At 36.9% G+C, this 26339-nt stretch carries 21 protein-coding genes and 1 pseudogene; 5 read left to right on the forward strand and 17 right to left on the reverse strand.

Going from position 1 to position 26339, the window contains the following annotated elements:
- Window positions 1–45 precede the first annotated feature (45 nt).
- Entirely contained in the window at window positions 46–2199 is a 2154-nt protein-coding gene (locus AC3WSO_RS18995) for a cell division FtsA domain-containing protein (RefSeq protein ID WP_492532993.1), read from the forward strand.
- 51 nt (window positions 2200–2250) lie between these two features.
- Here the strand turns inward: AC3WSO_RS18995 and AC3WSO_RS19000 are convergent, their stop codons facing one another.
- The 9 genes from AC3WSO_RS19000 to AC3WSO_RS19040 all read right to left on the reverse strand — a co-directional run bounded on the left by AC3WSO_RS19000 (window position 2251) and on the right by AC3WSO_RS19040 (window position 12660).
- Window positions 2251–2751: a YtxH domain-containing protein gene (locus tag AC3WSO_RS19000; RefSeq protein ID WP_492532995.1), complete on the reverse strand. Its 501-nt coding sequence runs from the start codon at window positions 2749–2751 to the stop codon at window positions 2251–2253.
- 133 nt (window positions 2752–2884) lie between these two features.
- On the reverse strand, window positions 2885–3391 hold the full coding sequence (locus tag AC3WSO_RS19005; protein ID WP_079561642.1) for a DUF948 domain-containing protein: 507 nt from the start codon (window positions 3389–3391) through the stop codon (window positions 2885–2887).
- Window positions 3392–3502: 111 nt separating this feature from the next.
- On the reverse strand, window positions 3503–4816 hold the full coding sequence (murC, locus tag AC3WSO_RS19010; RefSeq protein ID WP_492532997.1) for a UDP-N-acetylmuramate--L-alanine ligase: 1314 nt from the start codon (window positions 4814–4816) through the stop codon (window positions 3503–3505).
- Between the two features lie 228 nt (window positions 4817–5044).
- Window positions 5045–8221 (reverse strand): DNA translocase FtsK, encoded by a 3177-nt coding sequence (locus AC3WSO_RS19015; protein WP_492532999.1) that lies wholly within the window; start codon window positions 8219–8221, stop codon window positions 5045–5047.
- A gap of 545 nt (window positions 8222–8766) precedes the next feature.
- Window positions 8767–9381 carry a YtpR family tRNA-binding protein gene (gene ytpR, locus AC3WSO_RS19020; RefSeq protein ID WP_492533001.1) on the reverse strand — a complete coding sequence of 205 codons (615 nt, stop codon included), beginning with the start codon at window positions 9379–9381 and terminating at the stop codon, window positions 8767–8769.
- On the reverse strand, window positions 9378–10202 hold the full coding sequence (locus AC3WSO_RS19025) for a DUF1444 domain-containing protein (RefSeq protein ID WP_492533003.1): 825 nt from the start codon (window positions 10200–10202) through the stop codon (window positions 9378–9380). Before AC3WSO_RS19025 ends, ytpR begins: the two co-directional genes overlap by 4 nt.
- A gap of 169 nt (window positions 10203–10371) precedes the next feature.
- A complete protein-coding gene (locus tag AC3WSO_RS19030) occupies window positions 10372–10890 on the reverse strand; it encodes a hypothetical protein (RefSeq protein WP_492533004.1) in 519 nt (172 codons plus the stop codon).
- 94 nt (window positions 10891–10984) lie between these two features.
- A complete protein-coding gene (locus AC3WSO_RS19035; protein WP_492533006.1) occupies window positions 10985–11506 on the reverse strand; it encodes a DUF84 family protein in 522 nt (173 codons plus the stop codon).
- Between the two features lie 77 nt (window positions 11507–11583).
- The gene (locus AC3WSO_RS19040; protein ID WP_492533007.1) at window positions 11584–12660 is read right to left on the reverse strand and encodes a M42 family metallopeptidase; all 1077 of its coding nucleotides are present in this window, start codon (window positions 12658–12660) and stop codon (window positions 11584–11586) included.
- Between the two features lie 315 nt (window positions 12661–12975).
- Between AC3WSO_RS19040 and AC3WSO_RS19045 the strand changes: the two genes are divergently transcribed.
- The gene (locus AC3WSO_RS19045) at window positions 12976–13290 is read left to right on the forward strand and encodes a peptidase M4 (RefSeq protein ID WP_053485038.1); all 315 of its coding nucleotides are present in this window, start codon (window positions 12976–12978) and stop codon (window positions 13288–13290) included.
- A 444-nt stretch (window positions 13291–13734) separates the two neighbouring features.
- Window positions 13735–14039 (forward strand): annotated as a pseudogene (locus tag AC3WSO_RS19050) (transposase); the annotation flags it as partial.
- 62 nt (window positions 14040–14101) lie between these two features.
- Here the strand turns inward: AC3WSO_RS19050 and AC3WSO_RS19055 are convergent.
- From AC3WSO_RS19055 to pepV, 7 genes are all read right to left on the reverse strand, one after another.
- On the reverse strand, window positions 14102–15328 hold the full coding sequence (locus AC3WSO_RS19055) for a carboxylate--amine ligase (protein WP_492533009.1): 1227 nt from the start codon (window positions 15326–15328) through the stop codon (window positions 14102–14104).
- Between the two features lie 468 nt (window positions 15329–15796).
- The gene (locus tag AC3WSO_RS19060; RefSeq protein WP_492533011.1) at window positions 15797–16660 is read right to left on the reverse strand and encodes a YtnP family quorum-quenching lactonase; all 864 of its coding nucleotides are present in this window, start codon (window positions 16658–16660) and stop codon (window positions 15797–15799) included.
- A gap of 11 nt (window positions 16661–16671) precedes the next feature.
- Window positions 16672–17319, reverse strand: a complete 648-nt coding sequence (trmB, locus tag AC3WSO_RS19065; RefSeq protein ID WP_492533012.1) for a tRNA (guanosine(46)-N7)-methyltransferase TrmB — start codon at window positions 17317–17319, stop codon at window positions 16672–16674.
- Window positions 17320–17688: 369 nt separating this feature from the next.
- Window positions 17689–18624 (reverse strand): diacylglycerol/lipid kinase family protein, encoded by a 936-nt coding sequence (locus AC3WSO_RS19070; protein WP_492533014.1) that lies wholly within the window; start codon window positions 18622–18624, stop codon window positions 17689–17691.
- A gap of 3 nt (window positions 18625–18627) precedes the next feature.
- Window positions 18628–19632 (reverse strand): nuclease-related domain-containing protein, encoded by a 1005-nt coding sequence (locus AC3WSO_RS19075; RefSeq protein ID WP_492533015.1) that lies wholly within the window; start codon window positions 19630–19632, stop codon window positions 18628–18630.
- Window positions 19633–19963: 331 nt separating this feature from the next.
- Window positions 19964–20809: a D-amino-acid transaminase gene (dat, locus tag AC3WSO_RS19080; protein WP_492533016.1), complete on the reverse strand. Its 846-nt coding sequence runs from the start codon at window positions 20807–20809 to the stop codon at window positions 19964–19966.
- A gap of 27 nt (window positions 20810–20836) precedes the next feature.
- Window positions 20837–22243, reverse strand: a complete 1407-nt coding sequence (pepV, locus tag AC3WSO_RS19085; RefSeq protein WP_492533018.1) for a dipeptidase PepV — start codon at window positions 22241–22243, stop codon at window positions 20837–20839.
- Window positions 22244–22598: 355 nt separating this feature from the next.
- On the opposite strand from pepV, the gene AC3WSO_RS19090 reads away from it, so the two are divergent.
- The gene (locus AC3WSO_RS19090) at window positions 22599–22820 is read left to right on the forward strand and encodes a DeoR family transcriptional regulator (protein WP_049667439.1); all 222 of its coding nucleotides are present in this window, start codon (window positions 22599–22601) and stop codon (window positions 22818–22820) included.
- A gap of 507 nt (window positions 22821–23327) precedes the next feature.
- Window positions 23328–24503, forward strand: a complete 1176-nt coding sequence (locus tag AC3WSO_RS19095; RefSeq protein ID WP_492533019.1) for an MDR family MFS transporter — start codon at window positions 23328–23330, stop codon at window positions 24501–24503.
- Between the two features lie 200 nt (window positions 24504–24703).
- Here the strand turns inward: AC3WSO_RS19095 and AC3WSO_RS19100 are convergent, their stop codons facing one another.
- Window positions 24704–26221, reverse strand: coding sequence for a GGDEF domain-containing protein (locus AC3WSO_RS19100; protein ID WP_492533020.1), 1518 nt, complete (start codon window positions 26219–26221; stop codon window positions 24704–24706).
- Window positions 26222–26339 lie beyond the last annotated feature (118 nt).

A 26339-nucleotide genomic window follows, 5' to 3' on the forward strand; every position in this document is an offset into this window, starting at 1 on the left:
ATTATATAATTATATTAACATATTACGAGAAAGGAAGCGAGTACATTGAGTTCAAAATTATTTGCACTTGATATCGGTACACGTTCTGTAGTAGGAATTATTTTAGCAGAAGATAATGACCACTTTCACGTGGAAGACATTTTAGTAAAAGAACATAAAGAACGCGCCATGGTAGATGGTCAAATACATAATGTCATGTATGTAGCAGATTTAATCAATGAAATTAAACATGAACTTGAAGAGAAGCATGGTCCTTTAACAAAAGTGAGTGTCGCTGCCGCTGGTCGCTCATTGAAAACAGAACAAGCAAGCGTGACAATCAATATTCGTAATCGGCCAATCTTTACAGAAGAAGATATAAGCCGTTTAGAATTACAAGCTGTTCAACAGGCACAGCAACAGCTCCTTCAACACAAAGATGATGCTAAAATAAGCCACTATTATTGTGTTGGTTATTCAGTTCTATACTATCGTTTAGATGGAGAAGAGATTGGTAGCCTACTTGATCAGCAAGGCGATGAAGCACAAATTGAAGTTATTGCTACGTTCTTGCCAAGAGTTGTCGTAGAATCACTTATCGCGGCTCTAAAACGGGCGGATTTAGAGATGGATGCACTAACATTAGAACCTATTGCAGCTATTAACGTGCTTATCCCCTCAACAATGCGTCGTTTAAATGTGGCGCTAGTTGATATTGGTGCTGGTACATCTGATATTGCCATTACCGATAAAAGTACTGTTGTCGCATATGGCATGGTACCAACAGCTGGTGATGAAATAACAGAAGCATTAAGTGACCATTATTTACTCGATTTCCCAGTTGCCGAACAAGCGAAACGACAACTGCAAACAGCAGAAGAAATATTAATTCAAGATATTTTAGGCTTTGATCAATATTATCCTAAAGAGGAAGTTCTTCAAGCAATCGATCCTGCTGTCAAGCAACTGGCAAAAGCCATTGGAGAAGAAATATTACGTCTTAATAATCAGTCAGCTCCTAAAGCGGTAATGCTTGTTGGTGGAGGTAGCTTAACACCCAAACTTACAACTGAACTTGGACTTATACTAAATTTACCTGCCAATCGCATTGCTGTTCGAGGGATTGACGCTATTCAAAACTTAACAAAGGAAGATCATATTAAAGCATCTCCTGAATTAGTGACTCCAATTGGTATTGCTATTGCGGCAAAAAAAACGCCTATTCAATATATGAGTCTAACTGTCAATGAACAAGTAGTGCGCCTTTTTGAATTAAAAGAAATGACTGTTGCTGATGCATTTTTAGCAGCCAATATTCGAGCAAAGCAGTTATATGGAAAACCAGGGCATGGACTATCAGTGAATGTAAATGGACAAGATATTTTCATTCCTGGTGGTCACGGTCAACCGGCAGAAATTTTAGTGAATGGCCACCAAGCATCTACTAAAACGATGATTAAAACAGGTGATGCCATCCAGCTAATCGAAGGCCAAGACGGTCAGCAAGCTAATGCTACGGTGAGAGATATTGTAGATGATGCTGCCATTAAAACCGTTACGATTCAAGAAACAAAATATGTAATTGAGCCACAAATAACTGTTAATGGTTCCCCTGCATCACTCGATAGTGCATTAAATGATCGAGATGTTGTGATGTTTGAAATAGCTGAAACAGTCGAGGATGTATTTAAGCTCACAAATAATTGGGCGTTATTAAAACAATTTGAGTCATTTTATATTCAAGTGAACGGAAAGCCACTTTATTTACCAGATTTTTCAGCTCATTTAATGATTAATGGTAAACCATCAAAAATGTTATACGCTGTACAAGATGGTGATGTACTTACATTTCAGCAACAAACATACCCTACCGTTCAACGGATTGCTGACCAAATGAGTGTTTTGCTTGAGGATAAAATCATCATACACTTTCAAAACGAGGTAGTAGAGCTAAAAAAAATGGCTAACGAAGTTCTCGTTAATCAAGTAGTGGTATCACCTCATTCAACCGTTCCAAATGGGGCTGCTATTTCATTTAAAGAGAAAGACCGAAGTCGTTGGATATACCAGGATGTGTTCCGCTTCTCTAATTGGCAACTGCCTACTACTTTTAAAGGTAATTTTACGATTTTACGAAATGGCCAACCAGCAAGCTTCGATATGGAGATTTTCGGCGGTGATAAACTAGAAATTTTACTAGAAAAAGCGCCTATATCTTAAAAAAAGGGATACGATACATCGTTGTCAGATGTATCGTATCCCTTTTATCTATTACGCGCGAACTTCTTCACTTTTTTCTTCAGCTTGTTCCTTTTTTTCACTAGCATCCTGTGCTTTAGGTTCTTCGCTAGGAATGAAATCCTCCAGTGGCTCTTCACCCTCGAAAGAAACAGTACCATCGTCAAAAACAGTTGGTGCCTTTGCTGATTTTAATGTTTTTACTTTCTCTACTAATTGTGTAGATTGTTCTTGAATTTGTTTAGATAATTGAACGGTTTTATCTTTTGCAGTTGTCGAGAAATCTGCACTCTTATCTTTTAAGTTAACAGCTTGTACTGCTACATCGCTAAGTAAATCTTTTCCTGATTTCGGAGCTAGTAATAAGCCAGCAGCTGCACCTACTATACCCCCAACTAATGCACCAATAACGAAATCCTTCATGTTCACTCGCTCCTCTTCATAAATCGATTCTTGCGGATGATAAAGCTGCGGCAATGAACTTTCAAGTTGTTGTTCCTTTACTTCATTAAAATTCGGCTTTTGAGTTGTCATGCAACAATTCCTCCCCATCTTATTATCTAATTTGCCTAGACTGGTTGTCCATCTGCTTTTGCTGATGCATTCTTCAACTTATGCCTAAGACTTTATTTTTATTCGGCTGGCATTAACGCCTACCGAACAATAATTATTTTTTACGGCCCCATTTTCTTTTCGATTTTTCAGTTTGTGCTGATTCAAAAGGATAAACATCATCTTGAATCACCTCATTGGCCTGTTCGATAATTTTTCGTTTTTTCCACTTATCAGCAATGCCGATTGCGACATTACTCCACTGAACAACCTGTGCAATTTTTTCTTCATTTTGTTCCACACTTGTAGAAATTGAAGAAGTAATTTGCTGTACAGATTTATTTAAACCATTCACAGAGTCGCCAATTCCTTTGACTGCATGAACAACAGAATTTAACTGTTCAGATTTTTCTTGAATATCTTCTGCCAAGCTATTTGTTTTAGCTAGTAAGGAAGTCGTTTCACGTGTAATACCTTCCATTTGACCTTCTATACCCGATAATGTTCCTGCTAAACTGTTAAGGATAGGTTTGAGCGAAAATAATGTCATTCCTACGCTCACACAAAAAATTAAAAAACCGATTGCTGCGATGATTGCTGCAATATACAAAATAACTTCCATAACTAGACCTCCTGCAAGTACAAATTCTCTTTACTATTCATTTCCTTATTTTCGACAAAAAAAACGGAATCCCTCCTCATTTTTGAGAAAAAACAGCTTATTCCTTGCGGACTAAGCTGTTTCGTTGTTTTTTAGCACGTCTTCAAAAGCATCTTGGAATTTGTGAACATCGCCAGCGCCCATAAATAAAAATACTGCGCCTTTATGCTTTGTCAACACATCGATTCCTTCAGTGGTAATCACTGCACTGCCTTCAATTAAAGACGCTAAATCTTGGATTGAAAGTGCGCCTTGTGTTTCCCTTGCAGAGCCAAAAATATCACATAAATATGCTGTATCTGCAAGACTTAGACTATCTGCGAAATCCTGTAAAAAAGCTTGTGTACGTGTAAATGTATGTGGTTGGAAAATAGCTACTAGCTCACGATCCGGAAATTTTTGTCGTGCCGATTGAACCGTTGCACGGATTTCAGTTGGATGGTGTGCATAGTCATCTATTAAAACATTATTCCCAATTTCCGTTTCTGTAAAACGTCTTTTCACACCTTTATATGTGTTTAAACGTTCTTGAACGATGTCTGGTGAAATACCTTCATATTGGCAAAGTGTAATAACAGCTAAAGTATTTAATACCGCATGATCGCCAAACAACGGGATAAAGAATGTACTATAAAATTCATTGCGGACAAATACATCAAATTTTGTACCCTTTGTTGTTTTTTCAACATTACGAGCCTCAAAATCATTTTCAGCCCCAAATCCGTAATAAACAACTGGTACTTTCGCTTGAATACGTTGTAAATGTTCATCATCACCACAAGCAATAATGGCTTTTTTAACTTGTAATGCTAATGCTTGAAAGGCTGAATATACATCCTCTATGTTTGCAAAATAGTCAGGATGATCAAAATCAATATTAGTCATTACTGCGTAATCGGGATTGTAAGCTAAAAAGTGTCGACGGTATTCACATGCTTCCATCACAAAGAAGTCAGCATTTTCATGCCCAGCTCCTGTTCCATCACCGATTAAATAAGAAGTTGGCTTATAACCACCTACAACATGAGACATTAAACCTGTAGTAGATGTTTTACCATGTGCACCTGTAATAGCAATCGACGTATAATTACCGATATATTCACCTAAAAATTTATGGTAACGAATAACTTCTACACCGATTTCACGTGCACGCTCTAATTCGGGATGATCATCAGGAAATGCGTTCCCTGCAATAACTGTCATACCTTCTTTAATATTATCTGCATTAAATGTAAAAATTGAAATATTACGCTCACGTAACGGCTGTTCTGTGAAGAAATATTTATCAATATCTGAGCCCTGTACTTGTTCACCAGCATCAAATAAGATTTGTGCAAGTGAACTCATGCCAGAACCTTTAATGCCTGTGAAATGAAAAACTGTCATTAATTAAACCCCCCGGGAATTCAATATCCCTTCTATCATCTATTAGGTGTAACGTATTTTTTCACTAATTATTAGGTATTAATACCTTTGGAAGTACTAAAAAATACGTACTAATCAACACATCTCGTCTATTATAGCACTATTTATGCATAAGGATAAATGTGTAACTTTTCTAAAAAAACTAATTTCGACGTAAATAAGATAATCTATACGAAAACAATACAATTCTTATTCAAACATAGCAATTAAATCTTCTTCTGTAATATAACTTTCTCTTGGTTTACTGCCTCTTGCCTCGGACACAAAACCATGTGATTCCAACATATCGATTAAACGAGCTGCACGATTATAACCAATATGGTATTTGCGCTGAATCAAGGAAGTAGAAGCACCTCCCTGCTCATAAACAAATCGACATACATCCTCAAACAGATCATCTTGCTCAGCCGAAACTTCAGTCTTCTTTAAAAGTTCCTCTTGATCGAATATATAATCTGGCTCTCCTTGTTCACGAACATGTTCAATAATCGCTTCAATTTCATCATCTGTCACAAATGTACCCTGCAAACGCACTGGAGCAGACATACCATTGCCTAAATATAACATATCGCCCCGTCCAAGTAATCTTTCTGCACCTTGCCCATCTAAAATAGTACGCGAATCGATTTGTGAAGATACCGCAAAAGCAATACGTGTAGGAATATTTGATTTAATAAGCCCTGTAATAACGTCAACAGAAGGTCTTTGAGTTGCAACAATTAAATGGATACCACAAGCACGTGCCTTTTGCGCAATACGACAAATTGCCTCCTCTACATCTGCAGGAGACATCATCATTAAATCTGCTAATTCATCAATGACAATTAGAATATACGGTAATTTTAAGCTATGTTCATTATTTTTATCCGCAATTGCATTATAACGTGTAATATCACGTGCACCCGCATGAGCAAATAACTGATAACGACGCTCCATTTCTTCCACTGCCCATTTCAATGCAGCTGTAGCCGCTTTAACATCTGTGATGACTGGGCTAACTAAATGTGGAATATGATTAAAAGGTGCTAATTCAACCATTTTAGGATCGATTAGCATCAGTTTTAATTCGTGTGGTGCAGCTTTATATAATAAGCTAACTAAAATTGAATTAATACAAACTGATTTACCAGAACCTGTAGCTCCGGCAATTAAACCATGTGGCATTTTTCGTAAATCAATAGTTACAGGCTTCCCTGTTAAATCCAGACCCAATGCTGCTTCTAACGGTGAATCTGACTCAAGGAAAGAAGCACTATTTGTCACTTCCGATAATCGAACAGCGCGAGATACGCGGTTCGGAATCTCAATGCCAATTGAGCTCTTCCCAGGAATCGGCGCTTGGATGCGGATATCTTTCGCTGCCAATGCAAGCTTCAAATCATCTGATAGATTGCGGATTTTACTAACCTTCGTACCATGACTCACTGTTATTTCAAATTGCGTCACGGCAGGTCCTTGCATAATGGATTCTATTTGAGCTGAGACTTGGAAATAAGACAAAGCTTCGACTAACGTATCTCCCTGTTGCTCCATCCACCCCGTATCCTGTGTTTTTTCCTCAGGTGGCTCTAAAAACTCATCATCTGGCTTTTGATACACATGCACAGGTTTTCGAGGCATTTCCATCTCTTGATTTTCCACAAATGTTTCATCTGATTTAGAAGGTTGTTCTGGATACTCTTCTAGATCAATATAATTCTCCTCGGGAATCACTACATTTTCGGTAGTATGCTCCTGTTCAGTAGTTGATTCTAGTTCCGTTTCGTTAGTTACCTTTACTTCCTTTTCGGTAGTCGCTTCCATTTCCGTTTCAGTAGGTACTTCTACTTCCTTTTCGGTAGTCGCTGAAATTTCGTCGGAGCTTTCAACTTCTATCACTGTCTTTTCTAATGTCGAAACGTTCGACATTGATGCAACTGGTGCCATTGAAATGACCGACACACTTTCTGTTGTAGCATTGAATGGAGCAGTATTTGGAATAGAAACCTCGGCTTCCGCCGACGATTGTGGTGCTGCTGTATCATCCATTTCTAACTCGCTAATTTCTAAATGCATAGATTGTTCAATCTTATCTTCATTGGATGGTACTAATCGATGTTCTTCCTCTAAATGGAACGGCTCAGAAGAAGGCTCCTGTTCTTCTTGATCCTTTTCAACAGTTGTAGGGGTCGGCATCGTATTTTTTAATTGCTGTCGAATTCTCCATTTCTCTTTATCTGTTTTTAGCATTAAAACATTGAAAGGAACGCCACTACTTTTTTCTTTCTTTTCTACCGGTTGCTCTTCTACAGATTGTTCTTGCAATATAGCTTGCTCATTATCTTCATTCTTGGATGGATGGACTACTGTAACTTCACCAATGTGGATGGTAGAATTTTCGATTTGTACTTGTTCTACAACTACTTCTTTTACATGAATTTCTGATTGATCAACCGGAAGTTGTTCAATATTCAGCTCATGCTGAATAGCTTCTTTCACTTGGTCTTCAAATCCTACGGCAAAAGAAGTTGTAAGCGGTACAGGTAATTCCGCTGTCGTTTTATCATTAGGCTGATTGGTTTCGTCTAATAATTTATCATCAAAAGTAATCGGTTTCTTTGTAAGTGCTTCAATTGTTTCAGGGATTTCTAACTGTTCAGGTCCTTCTTTTTGCTCTGCGCTAATAGGCTCTTTTACATCTAGTATATTTTCAATAGCCTCATTTGTTGTCGTTTCTTTTATAGACCTAGATGCTGTAGGTATTTCTAACTCTTTTTTGTCGTGCTCTTCCTTCCGTTTCTCTAATAGTTGCTCAATTGGGCTCGGCTTAGTAAAACCATAGACTGGTGACGGAACATCAGTTGGTACAAAACGTTTGCGATTAGTCTGTAAATCACTTTCATCTGTTTTTTCTAATGGATAATTCGAATCTTTAGGTGTAGTCGGTAATTCATTTTGCGCATCTCGAAATACCAGACTTGCTTTCGAACGATTCTCCGGTTGAGGCTGACTACGCGTAATCGTCGTTCTACCTGTTCTTTTCGTTCGATTTGCTAATAATTCTCGAATACCTGAAACCTCAATATCATACACACTTGAATCCACAATATGATTATTTAAATGCCTCGGTAGCGATAAATCTTCAATTTGCCCGAAGGATGCATCGTCCATTTGATTGAATGCTTCTTTTGATGATGGTGGAGCTGAAAATTCCTCATCCTCAATTAACGGAAAACGAAAAGTTCTTTGCTTTGCTGCTGTTGTTTCTTTAAATGAGTTTTGTTGCTCAGATTGTTCTTCTTCATAGTCTTCATAAAACTCTTCATATTCATAATCATTGTCATCTTTATTTAAAAATTTATCCATTTGTTTTTTTAACCAATTCACATTGTTTCACTCATTTCTCTTACACTTCATTTATAGCATTAACTAAATCAATTATGCCACGGCATAATTGCGTCCGGAATCAGCTTTGTCTTAAGCCTGAACGAGGGCCGACACGATGTCGCTCTTTCAGTAATGCCACAGGACGTGGCGTTTTACCGATGCAGGTCCGTTGGCCGTTATCGCATGGATGCGATGGTTTTAGCTAGCATCCAATAATTCTGTGTCATCCGCCGGAGGCTTTGGGTTAACACGACATTGTTCACTCAGTCGTGTGTTTTTGCTGCCGCTTCGCTTTCGCACAGTTAAAACCTTGTCGCTTTCGCTACAGGAAATATTTGCTGAAAGAAGTTAAATGTCTATAACAAAAAGCATACCATAAAAATGTAATAGAAACTTGTATTTAGAGGCTCATTCTAGACAAAAAAATCGTTATGTTACTAGCATATTAGTAGCATAACGATTTTAAGTACATATAATCAATTCGGCCTTGGTATAAATTTGGTGACCACTTACTTTCGCAAAGCTAAACCGTGTTTCCCAAGACTTTATTTAGTTGGCGTTTCGAACGCACTACCAGTTGTAGCATCTTCTGGTAATACTAAAATCCCTTTTTCAGAAGGTGCATTTGGTATTGCTAATTCGCGTGCTGAACATAGCATACCGTATGATTCAACTCCTCGTAAATTACCTTCTTTTATAAGCATTCCAGAAGGCATTACTGCACCGATTTTCGCTACGACAACCTTTTGGCCCGCCTCCACATTTGGTGCGCCACATACGATTTGTAATGTTTCTTCACCTACGTTTACAGCACAAATGCTTAGTTTATCAGCATTCGGATGCTTGTCCTTTGTTTCTACATAGCCCACAACAAATTTTGGAGAAAAATCTACATCTAAGCTGATTTCAGCTCCATTTTTTGTAATAGCTGCCTCTAGCTGTGCAACTAATTCTGGAGTAACTTCAACTAAACCTTGTGCTTCAGTTTGTATATAGTTACTAGCATTAAATAAATTAAATGCTTTAATTTCCCCTGTTTGTGCTTCCTTTAAAATAGCGATATCACCCGCACGCTCTACCTCTGTTTTAACGATAGATTCTGTCGCTAATTGTACTAGCAATACATCGCCTACATGCTCTTTGTTGTAAAATACATTCATTGTTTTTCTTGCTCCTTTTTAACTCTATTTTTTGCTAATATAAAGATTGGTTCTAGCTCCCCATCTTCATAAATAAAAGATAATGACGTAATCGGTACGGTACCGACCGCAAAGAAATGCATTGTCATCTGTGCTAATACATCATACCCTGTTTCATTACGAATATCACCTACTATTAATACATCCTGATGTGGCACAGATAACGTCATGTCACCCTCAATTATAGTCTGCATTTCTTTCAAAAAGCTTTCATTTAAAATGCGACTTGCATCATAGCCATCATTAGCATTAACAAAATAGAAAACATTCCCTGCAACTTCATCTTTCTTATAAACTGTTGGTAGTTGCTTTACAGAGAATCGTGCCATTTCACGAACTTGCTCTACTGTTAATTGCAGTACCTCTAACATGGATTCATCAATAAAACGATACGTTTTTCCTAAATCAAGCGCATAAAAAATACGTGTTTCAGCTGTATGTTCAGTCGTGATGAATGCATGCCCCTCCTTCGAGGCTTGAGGGTAGGATGTCGCACGAATAACTGGATAAATTTTTGTAGTCGCTTGGAATCCTTGTTCCATCTCTTGCTCCATCGCATTAAAGGTTTGCTCGATTGTATAAACAACTTCATCGATTGCAGCCCCCTGCTTGTCATTATATTTGGCTAAAATGCCTGGCAGAGAAAGCTCCATCCCTTTACCAATTTTTTTATGGTTTAGACGTAATTTATCGTGCTTTTTGTCAAATTCAAAATCAAACTTTTCCTCATTCAATTGTTGTTTTAATAGGGACACAAGTTGTTCTGATTTAATTTGTTTCACCTAGCTCACATCCTTTCTTCCAAATCAATTTAGGTTCAGCACTGTTACGCAGATAATGTCACTGGATGTGACGTTTATAAACTGAGTTCCTTTATTGTAGCTTAAAATATGTCGAATGAAGAGAAAACGGCTCACATGTTTGTGAACCGCTCTGTTCAAAACTATCCAATTATTTAATCTTAACCGAATGAACGATTTTCGTCATCTCGTGTAGATTATCTTTAATATGTTTCGCGTGAGAAATGGTCGTCATTTTTACACCACCATTACTAACAATAAGCTCAAATTCGTTCTCATTATCAGTTTTTAAAACAGCCGCAAAGCCGAAAATACCATTCTTTTCATAAGTATTTTCTTCGATTATGTTTTTTGAACTATCAGCTTTTAATAGATTGTAATATAGTTTACTATCTGCATCTTCACGATCATTAATGAAAAGAATATAACTCTCTTTTCCTTTCGTTACTAATATATTATATGCATCTGAACTGTCGTCAACTTTAAAGTTTGAAGGTAAGTATAATTCTACATCCCCAATACGATCTGTTTGCTCCTCTGGTTGTTCTGCAAAAACGGTCTTCGTATTTTGAAGTCCATCTTGAATTTGTTCATCAACCGATTGATTACAACCAGTAAGCACCAAAATTAGCAGTAGTAAGCCAACAACTCTCACCGATGTAAAAGCCATATTCTTCTTCCTTTCATTGCTAACCTTTTTCTATTTTAAAAAAGCTTTATCAATTATGCAACTTCACTATTCCATTTTTACTAATTAACTGACACTACTCATGCGCTAATGAGAATAAATATTGACCAATAAGAAGTGAAACTATATGTTCGAACATCATCTGACGACTTACTAATCCTTGCGTAAAAATACCTACAGCTCCGGCACCTTGTCGGATATCCCGACGGTGTGTATATTGCTCCATTACAGGTCCAAGTTCCTTCCCTGCCCTTATTTCCTGGGCAATTTCTTTTGGTAATATAATTTGTGCGCCCGAAGCTGTATAAGTTGTGCCATTTGATACTGTAAGAGCTCCCCAGTTGCAAACATACATCACACCATCAATTTCAGTCACTCCACCTTCTAATCCAAACGATAATTGGGCACCCGTCTCATCGATTGCGTTTTTCGAACGGTTTATTGCGCCTAAGCGTGTTTCTTCATGAGTCATCGGTTGATTAGATACTTGTGAGGCAGCCTTAACACAGGTAAAAATTGGTTTATCAAAATACTTTCTAGCTGTAACTTCTACAGCCTCTGTTTTTGCTTTGTTTGTTGTACCAATTGCTATGTTCATTTTCTAATCCCTCTTTCTTTGCATAGAAAAAGATGCCCTAAAGGCATCTTTTAACTTGTTTCAGTGAATGTCTTACTTTACACATTAGCGCGGATCGTTGCTAATGTCGAACGGTCTGCATTTTTCACTAATTCCACAATTAAAGCTTTTGCAGCCGCATAGTCATCAATATGGATAATCGACGCAGCCGTATGAATATAGCGTGAGCAAATTCCAATTACTGCACTAGGAACACCGTCATTCGCTGTGTGCACACGTCCTGCATCCGTACCACCTTGTGATACAAAATATTGATAAGGGATATGATTCGTTTCAGCGGTATCTAAGATGAACTCACGCATGCCTCTATGAGTAACCATTGTACGGTCAAGAATACGTAATAATGCCCCTTTTCCAAGCTGACCAAATTGATTTTTTTCACCTGACATATCATTTGCAGGTGAAGCATCTAGGGCAAAAAATAAATCTGGTTTAATCATATTTGCAGACACTTGAGCACCGCGCAAACCAACTTCTTCCATCACATTCGCTCCTGAATATAAATGTGAACCTAGCTTTTCATCCTTAACTTCTTTCATCAATTCAATTGCCAATCCACAGCCATAACGGTTATCCCAAGCTTTGGCCATAATTTTTTTCGGATTGGCCATCGGTGTAAATGGGCAGACAGGGATAATTGATTGACCTGGACGAACGCCAAGTGCAATAGCATCTTCTTTATTGTCTGCACCAACATCTATAAGCATATTTTTAATATCCATCGGTTTAGAACGTTCAGCATCTGTTAATAAATGTGGTGGTATTGATGAAATCACACCTGGAATTGCGCCATTTTTAGTAAACACCTCAACGCGTTGCGCTAGCATTACCTGGTTCCACCAACCACCTAATGTTTGAAAGCGGATCATCCCGTTATCGGTAATAGAAGTAACCATGAATGCCACTTCATCCATATGACCAGCAACCAACACTTTTGGTGCATCAGCAACTTCACTATGCTTTACACCGAAAATACCCCCTAAATTATCTTGAACGATCTCATCCGAGTACTTTTCCAACTCAGAACGCATGAATGCACGTACCGCATGTTCATTACCCGGAGCACCTGGTAATTCTGTTAATTTTTTAAATAATTGTAATGTTTCCTCATTCATGTTGACTCTCTCCCCACGAAGTAGAATATTCTTCCTTGTCCATTGTAACATATTTATCTATATTCAGCGGAAGACTCCCATTTTCCAATGAGTAGTGGAATAAGTGCACATGTATTTCATCTTCACAGTGTATCCCAAATTCGCTGGAGTATTTATCTGTGCGAAAGCGAAGCGACAGCGGCAATTATGCTAAGGTGAAATTGAATGCCAAATTCGCAAATATGATACATTTCATAAAAAAGTGCTAATGTGTGAACGTGCATTCACTCTGTATGCTATGTTAAAATGAACCTATAGAAAAAGGAGGAAAAGAGCATGAAATTACGTGATTTTTTAATTGGTGTTGCTACTGGCCTTGCTGCCGCAGTCATTGTTAAAGAAGCAAGTGAAAAGGTTTCTCCGTATGTACCTGCAGGACAAGTACTCGAAAACATAAAAAAGGAATTTAAAAAAGATTCACCGATTGACGGTTCTTGGATTTTTATGAAAACAGACAATTTCTCAAACGGCATTATGACTATTCCTGTATACCGTGGAGGTATCTCTCGTTTACACGAGGGTGAAATGCAAACATTTGAATTTGCTGCTGACGCTCGCTCAGGTGTTGTAGTAGAGCTACAAGAAGTTTAACCTTACACAGTAATAAGCTATATAAAAGAAACCATCTCAGTTATTTGAGATGGTTTCTTTGTACAGAGTTTAAAAAATAAAATAACCAAAGAAACCCTTGCGAATGTTACGCTTTAAATAAGTGGAATTTCCGTTCCTGACTACTTTCAATCCTGCGAGCGAGCGCCTAGTCGTTTCGTTTTATCACTATAAAATGCCATACCTAAATATATATACTAAGTGTAATAGTGATTGGAGTGTAGGCTGGGCGACTCCTTGGCTTTGCGAAAACGTAGCGACAGCAACAACAAATGTTTTAACTGTGCGAAAGCGAAGCGGCAGCAAAATCTCAAAACTGCAGCTCAAATGAGGCTGGGACAAAAAACATCTCTAAACTAAAAAGCCGGTCAAACTATTTTTCATAAAAAATAAGGACCACTTCTGAAAAAGATGATGTGGCTAGCTCAATGTGAATACTGTTCCGGATGCCCCCTCTGTTCATTATGTACAAAAGCAAAAGAAGGAAATAATCGTAAGCTTCAGAAGAAAAAACGAGTACCATTTATCGTCAACGGCAAAATTGACGTGGAAACAGTTTTTGGATTCTTGAAGGCTAATTTTCGTTTCACTCGATTTTCTGTACGAGGAAAATCGAAGGTTGAAAACGAGATGGGCCTCGCATTAATGTGGCTGTGAATTTAAGAAAATTCACAGCCACTAGAGAAGAACTATATGGAGACAACATAAAAAATAGAGAAATGCGAATTTGAATGAATTCAAATTCGCATTTCTCACTAATTGAAACTAGGGATGTCCCAGTCTCTTCTTTGTTTTATTCAGTCAAACCTTTATTGTTAAAGTACTTTTTATACTTTCGATAATAATTTAAATTATTTAACGTTAGCTTCACCCAACGTTTCGCATTCATATCTTTATTATAGTAAAGGGAGTTTGTATATTTCCCTTCACGAATTAACTTTTTAGCTTCCAGTTTAAGCTTTTCATTAGATGCATATTTAAATAATACACCTTTAGGAATAATCATCCATAAATGCTTATCCTGAACATAAGTTACTTCCTGCTCAATATTTAACATATGGTCATCAGCTACATATTTCATTAAATTATGACCACTTGCTGTAACATAGTAGCTTGAGCGGCCATTACGCAAATTGATTTCAAACAGCTTATACTGTTTGTCTCGCATATCGTATTTCATATCGAAGTTAGCAAAGCCAGTATAACCGATATCCTCTAAGAAGGAGCGTACTTGATCCATTAATTCTTTATCGTATGTTGTAACAATTGCTGCATAACTACCAATTCCTTCAGGTGAATGCTCTTCTAAGATTGGATTTCCTAGACACATTAGCTTCACTTTGCCATCTTTCCCTACATATGCATTTAATACACGCATATAAGAATCGTCACCTGGGATGAATTCTTGGATAATCATTGTATCCTGATAAGTTGAGCTATAAATTGCTTTTAAGATAGCTGTTTTTTCCGCTTCATCATGTGCAACAAACACTTTTTTCTTACCTGGGAATGAACATGCCCAGTATTCCACCGAGTTCGATGCCTTTAAAATAATTGGATATTCAAAAGGTGGTGTAAAGTTTTCGTAATTGTCAGCTGTCACAGTCGTCGTACCTGGATACTTAAAATCGTACTTATCACACATTTTATAGAAATTTTCTTTTAATAAAATTTCATCCATTAATGATTCGTCAATATATGGTACTGTAAAATGTTCCTGTAATGCTGGCTTATTTTTGATAATAAGCTTTGCATAATCATCTCCACACGCTAACAACAATAGTTTTTTATCAGAATATTTTTTTGCAACCTTTGCAAGTGCAGGTGCAAATACATCCTGTTCATTTAAGCGATCAATTTCTTGGAAATTTATGATATGGCTGTCTTGCGTTGCCGTTAAATGTGAACGTCCTAATACAAGTGGTTTAATTCCATATGCCTCATAAAATGCACGTGCCATACCATATGCATTCATATCTGATCCTAGTAATACTGGTAAAAATGGTTGCTCCGTTGCCATGTATTTTCAACTCTCTTTTGTGTTTTAGTATAGTTTTTAGTGTATCATATTTTCCAAAATGTTCACGAAAAAAGTGTCAAAAAAATGGAGTATAGACAATTAGGCTCATCACCATAACGTGAAGTTGATTTCCGTTCCGACAGGTTAACTTCAATAATTTATATGCATGGCATACGTTTGCATAAAAAACAAATGCTGAAGTACCGTTTATCACTATAAATTAGAGTGCATACCAGAGATACATACTATGCGAAGCGTTTGATTGGAGTGGAGACTGGGCGACTCCTTGGGGATTAGCGTCACAGATGAGACCCTGCAGCGAAGCGTCAGCAACAAAGCGCCCAGTCGGAACGGAAATCAAACCTAGTTTTGCAAAAGAGCAATACTAGGTTTGATTCCTTAATTTTATTGATACTTTCAACACAATAAAAAAACGTGCGAACACAAAAGGTTCACACGTTCTATTAATTAGAATGTAATAACAGCTTGTCTGCTGCGTTCTAATTTATCTACAACTTCTTTACCTGTATCATCCCATTTAATCATGCGATAATACGCGTCATGGTAGAAAATAAAACCGTAGCCATTTGCAAGTGCTTCTTTCATTATACGTTCCTTGGCAAAGACACTCGTCATTGGATAATCGTCATACGCTAAAACCCATAATGGATTTTGGTGTGCATGTGTTGGCATAATATCTGCCATATGCAGTAATACTTCGCCATTTTGAGTCAATTTAATAATGGCATGTCCATCACTATGACCACCAGTATGAATCATTTCAATACCCGGAGCTACCTCTAACGTACCTTCATACGTTTCGATTAAGTGCTGAACTGGCTCCCAGTTCTCTTTCCAATACGTATTTTTCGAGCGAATATTTGGCTCACGCATTTCATCCCACTCAATTTTCGTTACAAAGATTTTTGCATTCGGGAATGTTGGCACAAGTACATCATCTTCCCATTGCGTTAAACCTCCAGCATGGTCAAAATGTAAATGCGTCATTAATACTACATCAATATCAGCAGTTGTTAATCCTAGCTCTTGTAAGCTAGCCGCTAATGTTGACTCCTCAGTTACCCCAAAGTTACGTAGCTGCTTTTCATTTAATTTGTTAAAACCAACGCCTGTGTCAACAATATAATTTTTGCCTTCATATTGAATTAATATCGGCTCAGTTGGTAACTCGATTTGATTTTTTTCATTGACTGGATATTTGCGTGCCCAAAGTGGCTTTGGCACAACTCCAAACATAGCACCGCCATCAAGGCAAGTGACACCCCCGTTTAGCCATGATAATGACATATTGTGAAACTTTAACTGATCCATCCATTCTCCCCCTAGTTAGTTAAGAATTGCGATTCTAGACGATAAATTGGCTGTCCTTTAGCAGAGAATTTCTCCTCATATTCAGTCATAACATTATCCTCAGGCATATTCGCATGTAGGTCGAGTGATACATACTTTAGTAACATACCATATTCAGACATACTCATTAATGAATACTCAAACAAACCACGGTTGTCCGTTTTAAAATGGATTTCCCCATTATCCACCAAAATCGACTCATATAATTTCAAAAAACCCTCGTGCGTTAAACGTCGCTTAGCATGGCGCGTTTTTGGCCAAGGATCTGAGAAATTCAGATACACACAATCTACATCATTTTTTTCAAAATATTTATTTAAATCTGCGCCATTTACTTTTAATAGTCGTAAATTCGCTGGAGATTTAGCCTCTAAAATTTTTTCCAATGCACAAACAATTACACTATCATAAAGCTCAATGCCAATATAATTTATATCTGGATTTTGTAAGGCCATACCTGTGACAAATTGTCCTTTCCCAGTACCTACTTCAATATGTAGCGGGTTGTCATTTCCGAAAACAGCCTGCCAATTTCCTTTAAAGTCTTCAGGATTTGGAACAATCACCTCTGGATGATCCGTAATCATTTCCTCCGCCCAAGGCTTATTTCTTAATCTCAATTTTCTTCCTCATTTCTTTTTCATGAAATTATTAATTTTTTATAGTATAACGTATTACTATAAAATTCGCATGAAATTATTGCGAAATGGTTTTTTCAGACTCATCACTATAACGTAAGGGGGATTTCCGTTCCGACTGGGCGTTTTATAGCTGTTGCTTCGCTTTCGCACAGAAAACATCCGCTACGCTCCAGGGTCTCGGGCCAACAGGATGTTGGTCACGGAGGCGTTATCACAGGATGCGATGCTTTTAGCCTTCGCTCCTCTATTGCTAATCCTCAAGGAGTCGCCCATTCGTAACGAAGATCAACTTTTATGCATAGCATAGTTTAACAATTGTCATCCCCAATTTTTAGTGAGGGACCATTTTTACCAATGTTCCTCCGATAGTACCTGCCAAGCATCACGTTGTACTGTACTATGAATCCTCGTTCCCTCTCTTATTTCTCCAATATAGTTACCGTCAGTATGACAATCAACGTCATTTCCGTGCACGAAAATGTTAAATTGATGGCCTTGCAAAAAAGTAATCTCTTTAAATTTTGTATGTTTTTCAAAAAACACAGTGACAAATACTAATAATAATTTAAGTCGGGAAATACCGTGAACGATTGTTATTTCGATTTGACCATCATCAGGTTTAGAAGTAGGCGAAATTTTCATTCCCCCTCCGAAATAAGGTTGATTGCACATCGCAACAAACCATGCCTGTTGAAAGTGCCATTCTTGATTGTCTGCTTGTATCTTTACATCAAAGCGTCTAAAACTAAAAAGTCCTCTTACAACTGCCACAGCATAGGATAGCTTACCGAGGCCTATTTTATTGAGGTAAAGCTTCAAACGGGATGTATTAATACGTTTAGTGACAAATGCGTCAAAGCCCACACCCGCATTATTGACAAATATTTCGTGCTGATGTTCTCCAAGCTGAACGGCACCAATATCCATCGGGAGGTAAACCATTTCATTTTGTATATAGCTTTCAATTTGAAAGGCATCTTGAAATGTAGAAAAGTATCGTGCAAAATCATTTCCAGAACCAGCACGAACTACACCAATAACTATTAATTTATTATGTACAACGCCACTAACAACCTCATGAATTGTGCCGTCACCACCAACAATAACAATTAATTTTTTTGTTTGAGCATCTTGCGCCCAATTTTTTGCAAGCTCCTGCCCATGTCCCTCATATTCTGTAAAGGCGACGTCATAGTTAATTGTTAAATGCTGTTGAAAACGATGCCAAACTTTTTTACCTTTACCGTGCCCTGCTGCTTCATTCACAATAAATAATACTTGCATTACCTAATCCCCGGCTGGTTGAGAAGATTGCTGCCAAATATCTCGATTAAAGGAAGTTGTTTGTACATTGCTTAAAATCGTTTGAGAAGCACGAATTTGCATATGCTTCATAGGAGAGGAAACTTTCCTTAAATGCTCCATCCATTCTCCATAATTTCGACGATCAACAAATTGAATTCCGTAAGGTGAACCTGGATAATCGAAATAGCCATTCTGTGATAAAATAACCTTGCGAATCGGCATATTTATATTGTCCTGTTTGAATAATTGAGTTAATACGGACTCCATACGATTTAAACTTATCATTGGATTAAGTACTTTTGAATCCTTCGTCCCTACTTTTTTTATCCAGAATCGCTCACTGCCTCCTACATAAACTGCTTGATTTTCAGCTTCTAGCACTGTTATACAAATACATTCTGTCGGTGACATTAGCACGACATCAAGCTCTATAGGTGCTTTTCTAATTTGTAAAATTGGATAATAAAAAAGCAAATAGTTATCAGGTAATTTTTGTAACAAATTTCGCAACAATGGATCACGCATAAAACGAGGATCCACATACGATTTTTCACGTAGTGTTGAACTTGCCCATTTCATTTGGAAATGGAAAAATTGATCGATAAACATTCGTTTTAATTCATGAATAGATTGTGGTGCGTATACAATTTTTGGTTCAAATGTTAAAGTTGTTTCTTCTTCTGGTATGCTATCTTCATCACTCACTAGTTCATTCGTTATTTCGACCTCTTCAATATCCTCAAGTTCTTCCCTCTGACGACCGGCAAATATTTTTTTGAATAAAGAGAACCTTTCTTTTTCCTCAAAAGAATCATTTTCTGAACCGCCATCGTTATGTTGCCACTCGCTAATTTCTTCTCCTAACTCCCACTGTCGCTTAACACGCTCCCATTGACTTTGCTTTAAGCGCACAAATTGTGTTGGATATCTCGCTAAATCAATTTGATAGCGTGAAATATAATCTTGTAATTTCACCAATTGTGCCATGTGTTTTGGTCACTCCAATCTTACTCGCCCTATATCTAATTTGCTAATTTCTCCACTCTTGCTTAGAAAGCAAATCAATCGCAATATCAATTCGCCTTGACGTAATTGTGCTGTCACAATCATTGCTAAATGAAGAGAAATAGACAATTGCATACATTACATCGACATTTGCTCATTGAAATTAAATCCCGATGGCAATCATTCTACAACTGTAGTCATCGTTTTTATTTTACATGACGTTCCAAGAGAAAACATCCATAATTTGTTCTATAGAAAAAGAGAGCTACCTAAAGTTTAGGCTAGCTCTCTTACAAGGTTCATTTATTTTCCATTAAATAGAAAGTGGTAATTTCGCCTCGAATGCTTGTTGTAATTTGCGAGTCCATTCACCTGGAACTCCAGCACCAATTTTGTTACCATCAACATCGATAACAGGTGTTACTTCAGAAGATACAGATGACACAATGATCTCACTCATTGTTAATAAATCAGCCTTTGTCATTGGTTCTTCAATAACAGGTAAATTAATTTCCTCAGCACATTTTAAAATAACTTGGCGTGTAATACCGTTTAATATGAAGTTATTTGCAGGGTGTGTATATAGCTTACCATCTTTAATGCCGTAAACATTTGCTGATGAACATTCTGTTACGATGTCACCGCGATGTAAAATAGCTTCATAGCAGCCTTTTTCAGATGCTTCTTGCTTTGCCATTACAGCACCTAATAAGTTTAATGATTTAATATCACAACGTAACCAGCGAATATCCTCAACAAAGGTAGCTTTAACACCTTTTTCAAAGTTTTCATATGAACGCTCACCTACTTTAACATTCCCTGTTAATACAGCTGGAACACTTGCATCTGGGAAAATATGATTGCGAGAAGTTGTACCACGTGTGATTTGGAAGTAAACATGGCCTGTTTCCAAATTATTTTTTTCAATAAGTTCATGTAATAATTTGTGTAATACGTCTTTAGTATAAGGAATGACAAGACGAATTTTTTCGGCACTCGCATAGAAACGATCAATGTGTTCTTGTGCTGTGAACATATTTCCGTTATATACTTTTATTACTTCATAAATGCCGTCACCAAATTGGTAACCTCTGTCTTCTGGAGAGACTGTAATAGATCCTTCTTCAACGATTTGATCATTCCATAATGAATATGCCATGTTTTGTTCATCCTTTTCATATCTAATTTATTTATTTCCTGCAAGTTCAACAATTGCTTCAGCATAAATAGCTGTTGCTTTTATAAGATTTTCAATGACAATAAACTCATCCGCACGATGCGCTACGTCTGGTTCACCTGGGAATAGCATGCCAAATGCTACACCTTTTTTCATAACACGCGCATACGTACCACCACCAGTAGACAGTAAAGGCGTTTCATAATCTCCTGTTTGACGTCTATAGATATCTGCTAAAGTTTGGATAAATGCATCATCCTCGCTTACATAATGAGGTTTAGAGTCATCTTGAATATCCAATGAAAATCCTTTTGCCACAGCTAAACGTTGTGCTTCCGTGATTTTTTCATCAAACGGATAAGTGACAGAATAGCGCATGCTAATGACCAGGCTACCACCTTTAGTTACATCGTAAGTTACAATACCGGGATTTAATGTAGTTTTACCAGACATTTCATCCTCGAATTGTAAATCAAGCTTGTTGCCATAATGGTCTTTATAAAAAACATCTGCGATAAAGTCGACAAATTGTTTACTCGCCTCTGTCGTCAACTCTTGTTGTAAAAATGCTGTAAGATAAACAGCTGCATTGACACCTTTTTCCGGCTCCATTGCGTGGGCTGCTTTACCTTTGATAGTTATTATATAGTGAGAACCCTCGATTAATAAAGAGCCTTCTAGCTGATTTTTGCTTAAAAATGTGTGAAAATTCTGTTCGAATTGCTCGGAAACAAATTGAACTGTTGCTTTTGCAAAATCTGGTACCATATTTGGTCGCTTTCCAGCATTAAATAGTAATAGCTGTTCTTTCGAAGCATCGCCTGTTCTATTTTGAGAGAACACTAGCTCCGCAATGCCTTTTTCAGCATTGATGAGCGGGAAATCCGCATCTGGTGCAAAGCCAATCGTCGGCATTTCCTCATGTTTAAAATAGTGGTCGACACAGCGGAAGCCAGTTTCTTCATCCGTACCGATTATCATACGTACTCTTTTATTAAGCTCAATACCTGCATCCTTGACAAGTTTCATGGCCATCCATGCTGCAATTGTTGGGCCTTTATCATCTATTGCACCACGAGCAAATAGCTTTCCATCTGCTACAGTGCCGCTAAAGGGTGGGTATGTCCAATCTGTTTCATCACCAACTGGTACCACGTCAACATGACATAAAATACCTAATAAATCGTCACCTTCGCCCATCTGTATGTGACCAGCATAATTATCAATATTTTTAGTTTGTAATCCTTCAGCTTCGCCCTTTGTTAATAACCATTCAAGAGCCTTTAATGGACCATCACCAAAAGGTACTTCAGTAGTGATCGTATTCTCATCGAGAACACTATTAATTTGCACAAGCTCCTGTAAATCTTGTATCAATTCATCTTGTCTTTCCTTTGCAGCTTGTAACCAATCCATATGATGTACCTCCTCTAAAGTAATAACATTATTCTACTCTTTACAACATAATTTACAATCATCTTTCTGGCAAGTTTTCAAAAACTTACTTCAATCACTACCGCATATAGCACGTTTTTCACTTATTCCCACAAAATACAGTAAAAATTTTATGTCTGATTTGTAAATTCCTCTTGCATTCACTAGAAAACTGACTTGTTTTTCTATATAATGAACTTATCAGAACTATTTTTCTGAATATAAAATTAGAAAAGGGGATGTCTAAGGCAGCTACTTATTAGCCTAAGTGCACTCCGCACATATTGTCGTCCGCTAGTCTTTGCCAAGAGAATTAAGATGAAGGAGTGGTTCATTTATGAAACCAACTACTGATCGAATGCTTAATCGTATTAAAGATGTGTACATGTTTATTTTAGACAAAGGAACCGTGTCTACACAGGATTTAGTCGAAGAGTTTAGTATCACTCCTCGCACCGTTCAAAGAGATTTGAACGTGTTAGCCTTTAACGATTTGGTGATGAGTCCAAGTCGAGGCAAATGGACAACGACGAAGAAAAAAGTAAAATTGACGTCTTAGTTTTTACGTGTAACACGTAAAACATTTTGTATTGGAAAAGAATGACCTTTCGTCGTGGTCATTCTTTTTTTGTTTTCCACTTTTTTGATTCCCCACAATTTATCAAGCTACCAAGCAAATACTCCAAAAAAATCGCGATTACTTTTAGTGAGATGTCCCTCTAACGATAAATATTCATTAGCTCATCATTAAGTTGAGGATGACATCTGTTAGCTTGAGCGGCTCATCGGACGCCCCAGGAAGCTATGCTCTGTGCGAAAGCGTAGCGGCAAATGTTTTCTGTAGCGAAAGCAAAGCGACAGCTACAAAGCGCCCAGTCGGAACGGAAATCAACCACACATTATGGTGATGAACCTTATTTATAGAAAGCTCTATATTCGCTAAGAATTCATTTATTTTTACAACATTTGCTTCCTCGGCGTTACATTAAACTATTTTCCGACTATTTACAATTGCTTAACAATCCGTTAAAATCGAAACATTCTACATTTTGAAAGGAGGATTTTTATGAAGCTTTCTAAACTGTTTCATCCTCTAGTTTGGATCATTTTAGGTGGAACTATTTTTACACGCATAGCAAGTTTTATGGCAATGCCCTTTTTAGCCATTTACTTACATAACGAAATTGAAGCATCCCCTTTACAAATAGGTTTGACGATTGGTATTGCACCGTTAATATCCACTGTAGGAGGATTCTTTGGTGGTTATCTAACTGATCGGTTTGGCAGGAAAAGCATCATTTTACTTACTATTGTTGTTTGGAGCATTGTATTCTTTGGCTTTGCAACAGCTCATACGGTTTGGCTCTTCGTAGCATTGAATGCCTTAAATGGCTTATGTCGCTCCTTCTTTGAACCCTCGACACAAGCATTAATGATTGATTTTACGCCAGTGGAAAAACGGAAAAGATTGTTCTCGCTTCGCTATACAGCGATTAACATAGCAGCTGTCATCGGTCCTGTTATTGGTGTTTATATTTCTCAATTATCTAGCCCAAGTATTCCATTTATGCTGACAGGAATTATGTATATTATTTATGCTTTATTTTTATTTTTAATTTTAAATCACTATGAGATGCAGCAACAAAAATCTCCAACACCTACAAAAATACTGCAAACCTTCACGATACTTTTGACGAATCGTGTACTACTAAGCTTTATTTTCGGGGCAATTTTAATAAATATTGGTTACTCTCAATTTGATTCAACACTGCCACAAATCATTGAACTTAAAATCGAAGAAGGTGCCAAGCTCTATTCTGTATTAATTTCACTAAATGCAGCGGTTGTATTATTACTTCAATTACCGATTAGTATACTTTCAGAACGTTTTTCATCCTCGGCTACTCTATTAGTAGGAATTCTGTTCTTCGCATTTGGCCTTTTATTATTCGGCTTCTCGAATAACTATCCACTACATATGATTGCTATGGTTATATTCACGATTGGTGAAATTTTTGCCTTTCCGACTATGAGCATCTTGATTGATGAAATTGCGCCTGATACTCAAAAAGGAGTCTATTTAGGAGCAGCCCAATTTAAAAATTTAGGCGGTTTTATTGGGCCAATTATTGGCGGGTGGCTATTAACACATTACATGGATGCAATGTTTGCGATTATTGCTGTTCTTGTTTTATGTAGTTGTATATTTTACAGATCAAAACATAAGCCACAACAGGGATAATTTTTATCAGTAGGCTCTTTCCTCCACTAATTATTAGTCTTCACCAATCGGTTTTTTTAGGAGTTAACATTCAGACAAAAAAATCGCTCCATGCCTATCAGTGAATCTCAAGCATTTGATATACTTGCTTGAACTTACTAATAAGATTGGAGCGAGCTAACGATTGGTTTTACAATTATATTCAAAATTTCGAAGTAGCTTTAACTTTCTTCCTCAACTGTAACTTCTCCATAAATGGTGTATTGGTCTTTACCAGCATTTTTCGAATGATATAATGCCTTATCTGCACGCTCAAATAAGCTTCTTTCTGACTCATCTGGATGACTGTAAATGGCACCGCCCAAACTGACTGAAAGCACAGACCATTTATCAACAGAAATTTTATCCGCAAACTTCAAGTGATGAATTTTCTCCAAAATAGAATGCGCTAATTTTTCCATATATTCATCTTTCGTATCATATAAAACAATTGCGAACTCATCTCCACCAAATCTAACAACAAAGCCATTTTTCCCCACTTCTTGTTTTAAAGTTCTAGCTGTTTCAATCAGGATCTTGTCACCTTCAACATGTCCAAATCGATCATTTACTTGTTTAAAATTATCTAAATCTAACAACAATAAACCTGGTTGATTCGTCTTCCTTTTTCTTAATAAATTGCTCATTTTTCTAATATAGGTAGCACGATTATAAACATTTGTTAATGGATCATATGTTGCGAGATGAATCGTTTTGGAAAGAAGTTTATTAATGACTAATAGCATGATGAAAGAAGTTACTAAGGCAATAAACAGTAAGATTCGAAACTGCTTTGTATTTTTAGTAAGCGCTCTAATTTCTGTGAAATTACCGTATTTTACATATACAATTCTTTTAGAGGATTCTCCCCGAATCTTTTCCGCTTCTGCTTCATAAGGTAAAAAACGGTACTTTTCGATATAACCATTCTCAAACTTCTTTTGATATTCCGTTGGCTTCATCGTTTCTTTGGCCAGCTTATAATGCTCTTGAAATATTTTCGATTGATCATTAACAGTTTTACGCGATTTAGAATCCTCAAAGAAAACCCCTCCCGCAGTTATCGTTTGTACTTCTAATAAATCAGCATATTTATCAATTAAATAGTCAGCAGTCTTTTCGAAGTTAAAAGTTTGGAATACAGGATCTTTAAGTAAGTCTATACCGACCTCGAATAAATATTTCTTGTCAGGTGTTGCTAAATAACCAAATTTTCGATATCCCCCAGTAGTTGTTGAAATATCTATACCATCAACATAGTATTCCCCGCTTATTCGCCGTTCGTCTAGTAAAGCAGAAAAACGTGTGCAGCATTGAGAAAAATTTAAACCTTTATCTTTTTCAAAAGTTGTATAAATTATAGTATTTGTTTGATCGAGTATGTACACATCCATTCCATGTTCGTTTTTTATTTTCTCCAAATCCCACTTTGCTATATGAGGGTTTTCTTCATAATATGTAATTAGGTTTCTTAGTACCGTTTCCATTTTCTCTGAGAGAGTTTTATCAAAATAAAAATGTGCATTATCTACCGTTTGCATATCTGTCAGAATATGATTTTCAATTAATGTTCTATTCATGACTTCTTGTTTTTCGATATCAACTGTAAGTATTTGCCTATCGAAATAAAAAATTACAGCAACTAGTATTAATGCAAAGGCAATTAAAGATATAAATAATTTAATTCTTAGGTTTTTCATTAACGTGTCCTCTACTTATTTTCACTATCATTTTTTCGAAACTTTTAGTGATTTTTAGTACCATAGACTAAATAGCTTTTAACATAGATTACATTAATTATACAGTCACTTGTATAAG

This window comes from Lysinibacillus sp. EB106-09-02-XG168 (assembly GCF_058791475.1).

Coding starts and splice junctions, on each gene's coding strand:
- AC3WSO_RS19070 (WP_492533014.1), bottom strand. CDS start 18,624: ATGCAAGTATTATTTATTGTGAATGAAGCAGCAGGGCACGGTAAAGGT.
- AC3WSO_RS19040 (WP_492533007.1), bottom strand. CDS start 12,660: ATGAATGAGGAAACATTACAATTATTTAAAAAATTAACAGAATTACCA.
- AC3WSO_RS19035 (WP_492533006.1), bottom strand. CDS start 11,506: ATGAACATAGCAATTGGTACAACAAACAAAGCAAAAACAGAGGCTGTA.
- pepV (WP_492533018.1), bottom strand. CDS start 22,243: ATGGATTGGTTACAAGCTGCAAAGGAAAGACAAGATGAATTGATACAA.
- AC3WSO_RS19060 (WP_492533011.1), bottom strand. CDS start 16,660: ATGGATCAGTTAAAGTTTCACAATATGTCATTATCATGGCTAAACGGG.
- dat (WP_492533016.1), bottom strand. CDS start 20,809: ATGGCATATTCATTATGGAATGATCAAATCGTTGAAGAAGGATCTATT.
- AC3WSO_RS19045 (WP_053485038.1), top strand. CDS start 12,976: ATGAAATTACGTGATTTTTTAATTGGTGTTGCTACTGGCCTTGCTGCC.
- AC3WSO_RS19005 (WP_079561642.1), bottom strand. CDS start 3,391: ATGGAAGTTATTTTGTATATTGCAGCAATCATCGCAGCAATCGGTTTT.
- AC3WSO_RS19055 (WP_492533009.1), bottom strand. CDS start 15,328: ATGGCAACGGAGCAACCATTTTTACCAGTATTACTAGGATCAGATATG.
- AC3WSO_RS19095 (WP_492533019.1), top strand. CDS start 23,328: ATGAAGCTTTCTAAACTGTTTCATCCTCTAGTTTGGATCATTTTAGGT.
- AC3WSO_RS19090 (WP_049667439.1), top strand. CDS start 22,599: ATGAAACCAACTACTGATCGAATGCTTAATCGTATTAAAGATGTGTAC.
- AC3WSO_RS19030 (WP_492533004.1), bottom strand. CDS start 10,890: ATGGCTTTTACATCGGTGAGAGTTGTTGGCTTACTACTGCTAATTTTG.
- AC3WSO_RS19000 (WP_492532995.1), bottom strand. CDS start 2,751: ATGACAACTCAAAAGCCGAATTTTAATGAAGTAAAGGAACAACAACTT.
- AC3WSO_RS19100 (WP_492533020.1), bottom strand. CDS start 26,221: ATGAAAAACCTAAGAATTAAATTATTTATATCTTTAATTGCCTTTGCA.
- ytpR (WP_492533001.1), bottom strand. CDS start 9,381: ATGAATGTATTTTACAACAAAGAGCATGTAGGCGATGTATTGCTAGTA.
- murC (WP_492532997.1), bottom strand. CDS start 4,816: ATGACAGTTTTTCATTTCACAGGCATTAAAGGTTCTGGCATGAGTTCA.
- AC3WSO_RS19075 (WP_492533015.1), bottom strand. CDS start 19,632: ATGGCACAATTGGTGAAATTACAAGATTATATTTCACGCTATCAAATT.